The sequence below is a fragment of the Psychrobacter maritimus genome, from assembly GCF_029953575.1.
Lineage (GTDB): Bacteria > Pseudomonadota > Gammaproteobacteria > Pseudomonadales > Moraxellaceae > Psychrobacter > Psychrobacter maritimus.
This window is the reverse complement of record NZ_CP124526.1, coordinates 138960-152456: the sequence shown is the minus strand read 5'-3', so window position 1 is coordinate 152456 and position 13497 is coordinate 138960. Positions and strand designations below refer to the sequence as shown.

Genomic DNA, 13497 nt, shown 5'->3' with positions numbered 1-13497 from the left:
TTTTCTTAACGTTTACTGTCAAGGGCCGCAGCAAGCTCGGTTAAGGTCACAAAGTTACGCCGCGTGCCATCCTTATCGCTATCTGGTTTTTGAGCCAGAGTACTGGTCGCAAGTTTGGTGCTATGGCTATAGTGCCAGTCATTAATATAATTGCTTTGGCTTAAGCGTTGACCAAACCCTGCTACGGCGATGGCAAATTGGGTATCGATACTGGCTTTATTTAAAGAGCGGCTGGCATTAACAATCGGTTGGTTAATCAACTTAGAGCTGCCACCTTTTGGCGCTTTGTAACGAATATTTAGATAGCCTAGCTCGTTTGTTTTTTTGCCGCTAGCAGCATTCTTTGATTCATTCTCATTATAACGGCGGTCGCTGTATAACCCTTTTTTGCCAGTGGGGGTTACCTCAAACAGCGCAATGACTGCCTTACCTGCCCCAAGCTCGCCGGCATCGACTTTATCATTATTAAAATCTTGCTCATTAAGGACGCGGTTTTCATAACCAATTAAACGCCATTCGCTGACCACATTTGGATTGAATTCGACTTGCACCTTGACGTCTTTGGCGACGGTATTAAAGGTCGCTGCCAGCTCATCGCTAAAAACTTTTTTGGCCTCAGTCAAACTGTCGATATAGCTATAGTTACCATTACCGTTGTCTGCCATTTGCTCCATCATTTGGTCGTTGAGATTGCCACGACCAAAACCGACGGTCGACAAGGAGATTCCGCGATCACGATTGGCTTTGACCAACGCTAGCATCTCATCGACATCACTGATACCGACATTAAAATCGCCATCGGTCAGCATCATGATGCGATTGATACCGTTCTTTTTCATGCCTTGTTCTGCTTGTCTATAAGCCAGCTTTAAGGCGTCTTCACCATTGGTCGAGCCAGCGGCATTTAAGCTCTCTATCGCCGCGAGTATTTTTGCTTTTTGGTCACCACTGGTCGCAGGCAACGCCACACTGGTAGTGCCCGAATAAGTGACAATGCTAATACTGTCTTGGGCGCGCATCTGTTCGGTGAGTAACTTTAATGACGATTGCGCCAGTGGTAGCTTATCGCGTGATGACATGGAGCCTGACACATCGACCAAAAATACCAAGTTGGCGGGTGGCATAACTTGATTGGCAGTTTTACTAGACCAGCTATTCTCAACCGCTTTAATCCCAACTTTGACGATTTTATTATCCTGATCGGCCTTGTCCCACGGCGAATCAACCACTTCTGTTGCGACCACAAAAGGTGCGTTGGCAATACGCTTGCCATCATCAAATTGATAATTAAAATAGTTAATGAACTCCTCTACGCGCACGGCATCGACAGGTGGCAGCTGCCCCTCATTAAGATAGCGGCGCACATTGGCGTAGCTGCCAGTATCGGTATCGATGGATAGAGTGGCAACCGCCATCTCAGTGGTGCGGTGTACCGGATTGGCGTCGTTTTTTTGATAATTATCACGTACTGGTGGCTGTACGCTGATGCCAGATAACGGCCGCACACTCCATTGCGGCGCGGAACGTGTCATGCTGCCCATGCTATTGCTCATAGTGTTATTGGTAGCGCTCATAGCACTGTCAGCTAAGACAACACGTGGCATCGCCACCTCCGACTCGGCGACTGCTACAATAGGCGGCATAGATTTTTTATTATCTGATTGCTTTATAGCATTTTGACCGATAGTGCTACGGGTTTGCTCAGCCATCGGCTGGCTCACTGGCGATGAGCTACACGCCGCCAATCCCATCATACTGGCGACAGCACTGACTAATAGCGCATTTTTGGTTAGATGCTGAGCACGCGTTCGTGATAAATAGGCAGGTGATATAGATGACGATGACATAATAGCTACTCCATATGATAGACGGCTTTGATAGATAGACGGCTTTGATAGACAGTTCGATGATAACGGTTCCGTGTTACAGCCTTTATAATAATTATTGCTGAGCACTATTGCATAGTGCCTTATGAAACAGGCGCTTAGTAAAAAGACAAACCACATGCGTCTGATTCACTATACTTATCTTATTTTGTAAAAGCTATCAGCCAAAACGCAATCAGCACGTCTATCTAGCACGTCACGACCTGTCGTCTATTCTGACTTATGCCTTTTTAATTTTGCCAATATCCTTTACGATAGCACTATCCTATTTGCACGCTTACACCAATTATTTATACCTATTAAAACTGATAAGTGAACCCTATTTTATGTCCGATGTTATTGATAATACTATTACACCCATTATCCCAAATGAACCAATGGATACCCGCTCGGTGGCGGAGTTCACTGAACAAGCCTATCTCAACTATGCCATGTACGTCATCATGGATCGGGCGCTACCCAATATTGCTGACGGTCTAAAACCTGTCCAGCGCCGTATCGTCTATGCCATGAGCGAGCTTGGGCTAAAATCGACAGCGAAGGCGAAAAAGTCTGCGCGTACCGTCGGTGACGTGCTGGGTAAATACCATCCGCATGGTGATAGCGCCTGTTATGAAGCAATGGTGCTGATGGCACAGCCGTTTAGTTATCGCTATCCGCTGATCACTGGTCAAGGTAACTGGGGTAGCCCAGATGATCCAAAGTCCTTTGCCGCCATGCGCTATACCGAAGCTAAAATGTCGGCTTATGCTAATACCTTGCTTGCAGAACTCGGACAAGGCACGGTCGATTGGCAAGATAACTTCGATGGCACCATGCAAGAGCCAACCACCCTACCTGCCCGCCTGCCAAATATTTTATTGAATGGTACGACCGGTATTGCCGTCGGTATGGCAACCGATATCCCGCCGCATAACCTAAATGAAGTGGTACGCGCGGCTATTCGTTTGCTAAAAAATCCTGAGCTATCGGTTAAGCAATTAACCCAATCGATACCAGCGCCTGATTTGCCAACGCCAGCTGAAATTATTACCAGTAAAAAAGACTTGCAGGCGATGTATGAGACTGGTCGCGGCAGCTATAAAATGCGCGCCACCTTTCATATTGACCCAAAAGAGAAGAATTTAGTCATCATCAATGCGCTTCCTTACCAAGTGTCAGGCAATAAGATTCAAGAGCAAATCGCTAAGCTCATGACGGATAAAAAGCTGCCGTGGATTACTGATATTCACGATGAATCAGACCATGAAAACGCTTGCCGTATCGTCTTAGAGCTAAAATCTACCCGCGTCGACGTGCAGCGAGTCATGAGTCATCTATTTGCCAGTACTGATCTTGAAAGCAATTACCGCGTCAATATGAATATGATTGGCCTAAACGGTAAACCGCAGGTCAAAAACCTTAAAGAAATTCTTGAAGAATGGCTGATCTGTCGCCGCTCAGTGGTCACGCGCCGTTTGCAATATCGCCTCGATAAAATCGATAAGCGCTTGCATATCCTTGCAGGTTTGCTGATTGCTTATCTGAATATCGATGAAGTCATTCGTATTATTCGTGAAGAAGACGATCCAAAATTATCATTGATGCAAGACTATGACCTGACTGAGATACAAGCCAATGCTATCTTAGACATTCGTCTGCGCCAGCTCGCTAAACTAGAAGAGATTGAGCTGCGCCGCGAGCAAGATGAGCTGGCTGCTGAACGCGCCATCATTCAAGAGTACTTGGACAATCCAGACAGCCTGACCAATCTGATGATTGATGAGCTTACCGCCGATATGAAAGAACACGGTAACGAGCGCGTGGCACAATTGGCAGAACGCGAAGAAGCGCAAGCATTAAAAGAGTCTGACCTCGTACCGAGTGAGCCTGTCACCGCCATCCTATCGAAAGCAGGCTGGATTCGCGCTGCCAAAGGCCATGACGTCGATGCTGCTGGCATGACCTATCGCTCAGGCGATAGCTATCAAGCCCACGTGCGCGGTAAATCCAATGAGAGAATCTACGTGCTCGATAGCACTGGACGCAGTTATAGTATCGATGCACATAGCCTCGCCTCGGCACGTGGTCAAGGCGATCCACTGACCAGCGTACTCAAACCACCTGCAGGTGCCAGCTTTGAGCAGCTATTAACCGGTGCTGACGATCAACGTATCATCCTCGCCAGCTCAGCAGGTTATGGCTTTATCAACACCATTGGCAATCTCGATAGCAATCAAAAAGCAGGCAAAAACATCATCAACCTAGCGACTGGTAGCCGCTTGCTGCCTGTTGCGCGTATCGATGCGCCATCGGCTATGACTGCCAATGCTAATAATGAAAATGCCGAAGGGGAAAATAGCAGCGCAAGCGCGATGCCTGACCATGTTGCTGTCGTGACCAATGCAGGATATCTATTGATATTTGCTCTTGATGACTTGCCTGAACAGGCTCGTGGTAAGGGTAATAAGCTGATTAAATTAAAAGATGGTGAAGAGGTGCTCGCTATCACGCCACTCAGTCAGCAAGACAGCCTAATCATTACCGCTGGCAAACGTCATGTGACGCTGAAGCCTAATGATTTGGCCAACTATACGGGCACTCGTGGTAATCGTGGTGGTCAGTTGCCAAGAGGCTTTCAGAATGTGACGAGTGTTGAGGTTGGTTGATTAATTTTTTTCGATTTTAGAGAGCTGGGCTAAAAGCTCAGCTTCTTTATATATAATTTTTGATGAATAGCTTAAACCTATATCGTTATACACCAATGTATTCGAAAAGAGGTACCCAGTTTTGACAGTCCAGCTGGTAATGTCTGCAAGTATCAGGAATTTTCAGTCTATTGTATCCTTTATCAGTTTGAGTAGGGTGCGTTCCACGCACCGATAAAATTGTTAACTTACGGCAATGTTGCGCTGGGCGCACCCTACAATTTAAGGCCCAATACTCAAATCCTAACCCTGCCTCAACCCCAAAACCGGAATCACTAAATCTTCCTCATCGGTCAGATGTTGTGAGAGTAAATCGGTCGCCTCCACCAAAGTCTGATGCAATTGCGCTGCCAGCATTTTATCCTCAACCTCACTTCTCGCCAGCACATCATTTTGCACTTGCAACTTATCGAGTAGCGCATCCAAGCGCACATGGTCGCGACCCAATATCTCAAACCCTGCCTGTAGCTGCGGATACATCCGAATAAACTCAGGGAAAAACCCCTCATCCTCGACGCCATGATGCTGATGCAATTTGAGAATGTGCATACTGATACGTTTGAGTAGCTGTGAGCGATATTCTGCCCAGTCATACTCGCCAGATTGATAAGCCTCACTTATCTGTGTCAAGATACGCTGACGCTTGCGTATGTTAGTATGTACTTTTAGCCAGCCCGATGTTTTGTAAGCATAATCTGCGCTAAACCATTGATCTGGCGGTAGCTTGTTGAATAAGAACAACCAATCCGTCTCAAGCCGACTGTCAGGATGACGCGGTGATAATGTAAATAAATCATCGTCTAAGGCTTTTTGACTCATATTATTTTCGGTAGATAAGCTCATTATGCTGTCCTTATCAGGCAAGTTTGCATTTTATAAATTTATTAATAATACTAAACGAAATGCTATTTCTATTTAGAGCTTATATAAAGTCAAAAAGTATAAAATCAACCGTTTGCTGGCCAGCGCCTTCTAAATATGAAAGGCATTTATCGTTATAAAAGCGCTACATAAATGAGTCACAACCACCCTATTGCTGTATTTTTAGTCATATAAAATTGAGTACTTATTGATAAATACAAACTACATTATTATTAGCAATAATACTTAAAATTATTAAGCAAATTCTAACGACTCTGAACACCTGCTCTAATTACCTAAATAGTCGTTTTTCAAATATAAAGGATACTCATGTTTATTGTAGATAAGGCGGTGACAGCCAGTATGAAGCATACATTGCCAGTGCCGAAAGTGATATTTTTTGACATTGACGATACGCTTAGCCGTAACGGTGTTATCGCCGCGCACAACCAAGCGACCCTTGAAGCGCTTGCCAAAACTGATATTAAATTGGTGATTTCGACGGGACGCTCTAAAGCGATATTGCCAGCAGATATTTTAGCTTTGTTTGAAGCTGATGTCTTAGATGCGATTATTTGTATGAATGGGCAATATAGCTTTGATAATAAGGGTGTCATCAGTCATTACCCTTTATCTGCTGAGCAGACGGACAAAATCGTCCAGTTATGTGAAACAAGCGAGCTGATTCATAAGTTCGACTCGGCGACGCATATCGCATGGTCAGGTGAAAACGCCCGCTTGCGTGAATACAACGCCATAACGCCAAACTCTATTCTTGACCCAGATTATCATAAGGAAAATACGGTTTATCAATGCTCAGTATTTTTTAACAATCCAGAAGAGAAGATGCAAGATATCGACTTTGCAGAGGACGATTTAAAGCTGGTACATTGGCATCATATTGGCGCAGATATTCTGCCAGCAAACGCCTCTAAAGCACGCGGTATCAAAGACGTCTGTCAGTATTATGGCGTAGATGCACGTGAATGTATGGCGTTCGGTGATGGCATGAATGATTTAGAGATGTTTGATTTGGTCGGCTATGCAGTAGCGATGGGCGATGCTCAGCCCGCGTTGATTGAGCGCGCAGACTTCGTCACTGGCACGATTGAAGAGTACGGAATACAAGCAGTGCTTGAACAATTTAAGATAGCATCATAAGTATAGTCAAAGAACTTATAAATCGCCACACAGCCATAAGAAATAAAAGAACAGTGTGTCAACGCAATCTAGCCGCCACTCTTTACGTTTTTGTTTGACCCAAGCCCACATTTGCTCGATAGGATTCAAATCAGGACTGTAAGGTGGCAGCCATAAAATAGTGTGCCCTGCATCTTCTATAAGTTCAGTTGTGTCTTTGCGCTTATGGAAGGTTGCATTATCCATAACGATTACACTGTCTTTCGGTAAGCTTGGTAGCAGCAGTTGTTCAACCCAGCTATGAAATACATCACTATTGACACTGCGATCATAAAGTCCAACAGCGAACAGCTGATTATTGTAAATAGCACCTATCGCATTGGTTTGGTTTTTAAGCTGCCAGTTGTATTGTCCAAAGCATTTTTTACCTCTATTAGAGTAACCGTAAGGCCTGTTCTCATGAGACTTAAAGCCACTTTCATCAAGATAGATAATAGGCTTATCATCAAACTCAAATTGCGCTAACTTTTCAAGAAATATTAAACGTTTTTTATCATCTGCTTTTGGATGAGTTAAGCTCTTTTTTTTGAGTGATGCCGATTCGTTTTAATGCAATGCCTATCGCTCTTTGAGTACAATTAAAACGCCGAGCTCGTTCGTGCTGATAGTCATCAGGATAAGCCTCTACATCCGCTCTCAGTAATGCATCGTCTATCTTAGTTGGGGTAAACTGACGTTTTTTACGCTCAGGAAATTTTTTCCAACGCTGAATAGTGTTGGTGCTAATTTGATATTCCTCTGCAAGTTGTCGAATGCTATAGCCTTCTGCAAGCTTATTGAGGATCAGTTGTCGGTAGTCTTTTGAGTATGCCATATTATATACTGTAGCGGATTTTTGTTTCTTTTACTATATAAGAATGTTAAGAGAAAGTAGTCATAGCGTTTATCTTTATAACCAAAAAAAACCCCTTGCCAATCGCTGACAAGGGTTTTTGTTTTTCTAGTCATTGCTAATTTTTGGTTGATAACTCACAGCTGGGCGCAAGAATAATGCCGCATATAACTATCTTAATAATTAAATATAGTGCAAAAAAGGACTTAACGCTTCCTTGTCATCAGACTATAAATCCAGCCACCAATTTTATAAAAGCCGACGACCATCAGGATAAGCACCAGCGCTGCCAGTACATAGGCCAGCCAATTAGGCACACTACTCAGCCAACCAATGGTAAATGCCAAGCCCATATAGGTTTCCACCGGCCAGTTTAAGATAGGCGTCGGTGAGCCAGCATGGAACATCATCATAAAAGCGACCATCCCAATTACTGCGGCGATGATTCCAGCTCGTTTACGGTTATTCATCTTATTCCTCTATCTCTTATTTAATCAATGTGGTTAGAACTGCGCTTGTTTTTTATTTTATCTTGCTATTTTTATCAACGTTTAGATATCACGGCATCAAAGCCTTAAGGCATCGTCAAACCACCATCGACAGCGATAGACTGTCCGGTGATGGCCAAGCTCAAATCAGACGCCATTAATAGCACCGAATTGGCAAAGTCAGCCACTGAGGTTGCTTGTCGTAATGGCGTGGTGGTGGCGATATAATCAAAGACTTCTTCAGTCGTTAAACGGCTCGCATCCGTGGTTTGTAGCAATCCACCTGCCAGCAAGTTAACGCGGATGCCGTATTGTCCAAGCTCCGCAGCCAAGTTACGCGTCAGTCCAATCAATGCAGATTTGGCAGTGGTATAGTCGTAATAAGTGACCACCGGATTATAAACAAGATTGGTTGAGATATTGATAATCTTGCCCATTTTTTGCGTTTTCATTTGTGGTAGTACCGCTTGCACGCTATTGACCGCACCTTTGACAATACCGTCAAGCTGCTGCGAAAAATGCGCCCATTTGACGGTTTCGATACTGGTATAGTCGGCACTCGGATTAAACTGATAACTTGGCAAGGCGTTATTGACCAATATATCAATGCGACCATAACGCGCAACCACTTCAGCTGCCAGCGCTTGCATTTGTGCTAAATCGCTAACATCAGCTTGATAAGCAAATGCTTGACCACCTGCGGCGATGATACCGGCAACCACTTGGTCGGCAGCCTCTTTACTATTAAGATAATTGACGCAAACGCGTGCGCCAGCTGCTGCTGTTTGCTCAGCAATCTGAGCGCCAAGTCCGCGACTAGCGCCAGTGACGATAGCGACTTTATCCGTGAGCAGCGCTGGAATCAGTGGGTTACTCTGAGTCATGATGTTGCATCCTTTATTATTGTGTTATGGTTAATCTATTTGTTTTATATAAACTATGTTGTTAAGTGATGGCTGAAAAATAAACCAGCGCCCATCATAACATGATTATTTGCGCTTATTATCTTACAAAAGTTTAGCGGAAAACCTCATACTATTACTTGTAAATAATTCTTAGCCGGTTATCAGCATGAGCCTTAATAGTGGTATGAATATCGGTTGCATCCTTACCCTTTAAATTATTCACAATCATAGCCATAATAGTTTTACATTTGGCTCGATAGCTTATATTCAGCACTTAGCACTTAGCACTTAGCATTAACTATCTACCATCTAACTTTTACTCATTTGCATCATTCTTATTTAGGAGAGATATTTTGACCCATTTATCATCATCCCACCCTGCCGCTCGTATACTGCCAAAAGCGCTTTTAGCGGTGACAGTCGGACTTGCACTTGCCAGCTGCAGTAATTCTGACAATGCGGCAACTGACGGTACAACTGCCAGCACAGAAACGCTTAATTTGTATAATTGGTCTGAATATATGCCGCAGGAAATTCTCGACGGCTTTACCGAAGAGACGGGCATTCGGGTCAATTACACTACTTTTGATTCTAACGAAGCCATGTACGCCAAGCTCAAATTGCTTGATGACTCTAGCCAATATGATTTAGCGATTCCATCGACCTATTATGTCGAAAAAATGGCCAAAGAAGGGTTGCTACAAGAGCTGGATAAATCAAAACTAAGCAACTTTAAGAATCTTGATACCTCATTCACCAATACTAAAGTTGACCCAGAAAACAAATACTCGATTCCTTACATGTGGGGCAGCACCGGTCTTGCCATCAATGGCGAAGCGGTCGATCCTGCGACCGTAAATAGCTGGAATGACTTATGGCGTCCTGAGTATAAAGGTCAAGTGATGCTGATGAATGACATGCGCGAAGTGTTTGGTATGGCGCTATTGACCCTTGGCTATTCAGGTAATAGTAAAAACCCTGACGAAATCAAAGCCGCTTATGAGAAGCTGACGACCTTGATGCCAAATGTAAAAACCTTTAACTCCGATGCCTCGCGCATGCCGTATATGGAAGGCGAAACCACGGTTGGTATGAGTTGGAATGGTGAAGCTATCATCGCCAATAACGAAGGCTTGACCAGCTTGGTGTATAAATACCCAACTGAGGGCGCTATCCTATGGATGGATAACTTTGTCATTCCAAAAAACGCCAAACAGGTCGATGCAGCACACAAATTTATTGACTACTTACTGCGTCCTGAGAACTCTAAAATCGTCAGCGAAGAGATTGGTTATGCCTCGCCTAATATCGCCGCGCGTGAGATGATGCCAGAAGAAGTTAGAAACAATCCAACCATTTATCCAAGCAAAGATGTGCTAGCAAAAGCTGAATTCCAAGAAGATGTCGGTGATGAAGCCTTGCAAGTTTATCAGCAGTATTGGGATAAGCTAAAAACCGGTCGTTAATCATTATTTGTTAAAATATGATTATTAATGGCTGATGGTTATTAGCTGTTTTTAGCAAATATGGCTATAAAAAAACGCTGACCTTATAGAGTCAGCGTTTTTTATTTGTCTTTTATTTATTTTTCTATTTATAAATGCAAATCAGTTTCGCTACCTTTATGCTCAATACGGCGCTGCTCGCGGCGCTGATAACGTAGACCTGAGGCGGCAAACCATTGCGGCTTGGTCGTTTGTAGTAAATCACTGAGCCGCTGCAGTTGTAATTGTAAGGTTTGAGTTAACCAAAAATAGCCTTGCCACTCAAAGCCTAAGTTTTCTACACTTGGATATTCTGATACCGCAATGCGCGTAATAGGACGAAATACCTCATCGTTTGGGCTACGTAATACCGCCGCCATATGCTGCATCGCTTGCGTCAATTCGTGCTGATAATGGATAAGCAAAATATGATTTTCATCATCAATCTCAATATTGGCCAAGCGCGGCGCGGCACTTAAGAGCAAGTCAATCGTACCAATGATATTACGATGGGTACGCTGAATGGTCTCTAGCGTTTCTTTTTCAATCCCTGATTCACTGGCTGTCGCGGCGATATGCGGGCGCACGGCAAGCAAGCGCTTATTGATTTTTTGCAGGGCTTTGACCAAAGATTTATTAACGGGTGTATCTGGTACAGAGCTGCTCTTTGGATAAATAATACTGGCTGAACTGGTCGCCTTACTATATTTAAATGGCTTAGGCACCAAAACTTCCGCATCGATATGATTGCCAACCCCAGCGTACAAATTACTGCAAGTTTCAAGATTGCTTGCCAATAAAAACCGCCACATTAACGTCGATTTAAGCGGTAGGATTAACGTCGCTGCTACCGCCACCCCTGCACCAAGTAAGATATTAAACGCACGATATAAACCATCTTGGGCAATATTACTATGGTCAGGGCTTGAAACAATCATCAGCATCGTAATCCCTGTCAACAGACCAATATAACCCAGCTGCTTGACCGCCACATAACCGATGATGCCACTAATAATACCAATCAGCCCGTAATATAACCATAGCCAATGACCCGTATCTTGAATCAGCCATAAGAAACTCAGCCCGACCACCACCCCAAGTAAGGTGCCGAGTATCCGCTCTTTGGCCTTGGTATAAATCGCCCCTTGATATTGCAACAAACCCAATATCACAAACACGGTAATGGTCGTCCACTCGCCATGCGGCAAGTGCGTGAACTCATTTAACAACAGTGCAATCAGCACGGCCACACCCAAACGTATGGCATGCAAAATATCCGCATGCTGATAGCGGGCATATGGCTCCACAAACGGTGCAGTAAATCGTTGCCAAAAAGTCGGTTTCACGCAGGCTGTCTCTTATAATAAATGAATAAAAATAAATGAATAAAAATGCGGCTAAATAATAACTGCTAACTTAACTATTGATAAAGCGATAATAAAGCAATGGTCAAAAAATAACGCCTTTCATCTATTAAAAGATAAAAGACGTTAAAGGTCAAAACATGCTAGCACATAACAACAAAAAAGCACGCCAAGATAGTGCTTAGTTAAGAACGTCTGGCTAAGAGCCTTTAGCTATTGCTAGCGCTAAATGCTACACCTCTAAGAAGTCTAGAATACCTTCCGCCGCTTCACGACCTTCCCAAATCGCTGTCACGACCAAATCAGAGCCGCGTACCATATCACCACCAGCAAAGATTTTGGGGTTACTGGTTTGAAATTTATAGGTTTGTTTTTCGGCGGCTACGACCCGACCCGAGCTGTCCATCGTGATTTGCTGCCCTGCAAACCAATCAGCAGGGCTAGGACGGAAACCAAAGGCCAAAATAACCGCATCACATGGGATAATTTCTTCTGAATTGGGAATGGGCTCTGGGCGCTGGCGACCACGGTTGTCAGGCGCGCCTAGATGAGTGGTAATCACTTTGACCGCGTTCACTTTGCCATTTAAGCCAATGATTTCTGTCGGTTGACGATTGAATAAAAACTCAACACCCTCTTCGCGCGCATTGACCACTTCGCGGCGGGAGCCTGGCATATTTTCTTCATCGCGGCGATAAGCACAAACCACTTGCTGCGCCCCTTGACGAATACTGGTACGGTTACAGTCCATTGCCGTATCACCGCCGCCTAGCACCACCACTTTTTTACCTTTTAAATCGATATATTCTTCTGGATTTTTCTCCCAGTCGTTGCAGCGATTGACGTTGGCAATCAGGTAATCTAGCGCATCATAGACGCCCTCAAGCTCTTCACCAGCAAAACCGCCACGCATATAGGTGTAAGTACCCATGCCCATAAATACCGCATCATACTCGCTTAGCAGCTCATCAATACTGATATCAGTACCGATTTCTGTCTCTAAACGAAACTCCATGCCCATGCCTTCAAAGATGACACGGCGATTGCGCATGACGTCTTTTTCCATTTTAAATTCTGGAATACCGAAGGTTAATAAGCCGCCAATTTCTGGGCGTTTATCAAAAATAACAGGTGTTACACCATTTCTAACTAAGATATCTGCGCAGCCTAAACCTGCTGGACCAGCCCCAATAATAGCGACTTTTTTGTCCGTCAAAATCACATCGGACATATCAGGACGCCAACCAAGGGCAAAAGCGGTGTCGTTGATATACTTCTCAACATTGCCAATAGTCACCGCACCAAAGCCATCATTTAACGTACAAGCGCCTTCACACAAGCGGTCTTGCGGGCAGACACGTCCACAAACCTCAGGCAAAGTATTGGTACGGTGGCACAATTCTGCCGCCTGAAATATCTGACCTTCTGCCGCCAATTTAAGCCAATTGGGAATGTAGTTATGTACCGGACATTTCCACTCACAGTACGGGTTACCGCATTCAAGGCAGCGATGCGATTGCTGCGCCACTGATTCACTTTCAAATGGATGATAAATTTCGACGAACTCGGTTGAACGGGTAGCGATGTCTTTTTTGGTGGGCTCAAGGCGTGGTACATCTAAAAACTGAAAACTATTTTCTAAGCGTTTTGCCATGGTATTGTCTCTTTTATATAGAGGTATTTTATAGTGGCTAACGACAGCCAATATCTGCAGCCTCAATGAGGCAAATTTACAGATACCGGCTGTCATTTACCTGCTTAAAATGTGCATTAAAGCTATGTATGAAAAC

11 protein-coding genes are annotated in these 13497 nt (G+C 44.2%); 3 read left to right on the top strand and 8 right to left on the bottom strand.

Features of this window, described 5'->3' with window-relative positions; genetic code table 11:
- Positions 1-5: 5 nt before the first annotated feature.
- Entirely contained in the window at positions 6-1847 is a 1842-nt protein-coding gene (locus tag QJS82_RS00650; RefSeq protein WP_281490877.1) for a vWA domain-containing protein, read from the bottom strand.
- A gap of 365 nt (positions 1848-2212) precedes the next feature.
- Here QJS82_RS00650 and parC point away from each other — a divergent pair, with 365 nt between their 5' ends.
- Entirely contained in the window at positions 2213-4534 is a 2322-nt protein-coding gene (gene parC / locus QJS82_RS00645; protein ID WP_281490876.1) for a DNA topoisomerase IV subunit A, read from the top strand.
- Positions 4535-4816: 282 nt separating this feature from the next.
- On the opposite strand, the gene QJS82_RS00640 is transcribed toward parC, so the two are convergent.
- Complete coding sequence (locus QJS82_RS00640) at positions 4817-5416, bottom strand: hemerythrin domain-containing protein (protein ID WP_281490875.1); 600 nt, start codon at positions 5414-5416, stop codon at positions 4817-4819.
- 348 nt (positions 5417-5764) lie between these two features.
- On the opposite strand from QJS82_RS00640, the gene QJS82_RS00635 reads away from it, so the two are divergent.
- The gene (locus QJS82_RS00635; RefSeq protein ID WP_281490874.1) at positions 5765-6595 is read left to right on the top strand and encodes an HAD family hydrolase; all 831 of its coding nucleotides are present in this window, start codon (positions 5765-5767) and stop codon (positions 6593-6595) included.
- 15 nt (positions 6596-6610) lie between these two features.
- Here the strand turns inward: QJS82_RS00635 and QJS82_RS00630 are convergent, their stop codons facing one another.
- From QJS82_RS00630 to QJS82_RS00615, 4 genes are all read right to left on the bottom strand, one after another.
- Positions 6611-7114, bottom strand: coding sequence for an IS630 family transposase (locus tag QJS82_RS00630; RefSeq protein ID WP_068407314.1), 504 nt, complete (start codon positions 7112-7114; stop codon positions 6611-6613).
- Between the two features lie 13 nt (positions 7115-7127).
- Complete coding sequence (locus tag QJS82_RS00625; RefSeq protein WP_025651424.1) at positions 7128-7448, bottom strand: IS630 transposase-related protein; 321 nt, start codon at positions 7446-7448, stop codon at positions 7128-7130.
- A gap of 224 nt (positions 7449-7672) precedes the next feature.
- Entirely contained in the window at positions 7673-7936 is a 264-nt protein-coding gene (locus tag QJS82_RS00620) for a hypothetical protein (RefSeq protein ID WP_201619254.1), read from the bottom strand.
- A 104-nt stretch (positions 7937-8040) separates the two neighbouring features.
- Complete coding sequence (locus QJS82_RS00615; RefSeq protein WP_281490873.1) at positions 8041-8838, bottom strand: 3-oxoacyl-ACP reductase; 798 nt, start codon at positions 8836-8838, stop codon at positions 8041-8043.
- Positions 8839-9212: 374 nt separating this feature from the next.
- On the opposite strand from QJS82_RS00615, the gene QJS82_RS00610 reads away from it, so the two are divergent.
- Positions 9213-10325 carry an ABC transporter substrate-binding protein gene (locus QJS82_RS00610; protein ID WP_201624685.1) on the top strand — a complete coding sequence of 371 codons (1113 nt, stop codon included), beginning with the start codon at positions 9213-9215 and terminating at the stop codon, positions 10323-10325.
- Positions 10326-10453: 128 nt separating this feature from the next.
- Here QJS82_RS00610 and QJS82_RS00605 read toward each other — a convergent pair whose 3' ends face one another.
- Both QJS82_RS00605 and QJS82_RS00600 read right to left on the bottom strand, forming a co-directional pair.
- Positions 10454-11689 (bottom strand): FUSC family protein, encoded by a 1236-nt coding sequence (locus QJS82_RS00605; RefSeq protein WP_201565023.1) that lies wholly within the window; start codon positions 11687-11689, stop codon positions 10454-10456.
- Between the two features lie 250 nt (positions 11690-11939).
- Entirely contained in the window at positions 11940-13361 is a 1422-nt protein-coding gene (locus QJS82_RS00600; RefSeq protein WP_281490872.1) for an FAD-dependent oxidoreductase, read from the bottom strand.
- Positions 13362-13497: the final 136 nt, after the last annotated feature.

Bases quoted from the DNA above. Each gene is read 5' to 3' on its own strand.
- QJS82_RS00650 (WP_281490877.1), bottom strand. From the start codon at position 1,847: ATGTCATCGTCATCTATATCACCTGCCTATTTATCACGAACGCGTGCT.
- parC (WP_281490876.1), top strand. From the start codon at position 2,213: ATGTCCGATGTTATTGATAATACTATTACACCCATTATCCCAAATGAA.
- QJS82_RS00640 (WP_281490875.1), bottom strand. From the start codon at position 5,416: ATGAGCTTATCTACCGAAAATAATATGAGTCAAAAAGCCTTAGACGAT.
- QJS82_RS00635 (WP_281490874.1), top strand. From the start codon at position 5,765: ATGTTTATTGTAGATAAGGCGGTGACAGCCAGTATGAAGCATACATTG.
- QJS82_RS00625 (WP_025651424.1), bottom strand. From the start codon at position 7,448: ATGGCATACTCAAAAGACTACCGACAACTGATCCTCAATAAGCTTGCA.
- QJS82_RS00620 (WP_201619254.1), bottom strand. From the start codon at position 7,936: ATGAATAACCGTAAACGAGCTGGAATCATCGCCGCAGTAATTGGGATG.
- QJS82_RS00615 (WP_281490873.1), bottom strand. From the start codon at position 8,838: ATGACTCAGAGTAACCCACTGATTCCAGCGCTGCTCACGGATAAAGTC.
- QJS82_RS00600 (WP_281490872.1), bottom strand. From the start codon at position 13,361: ATGGCAAAACGCTTAGAAAATAGTTTTCAGTTTTTAGATGTACCACGC.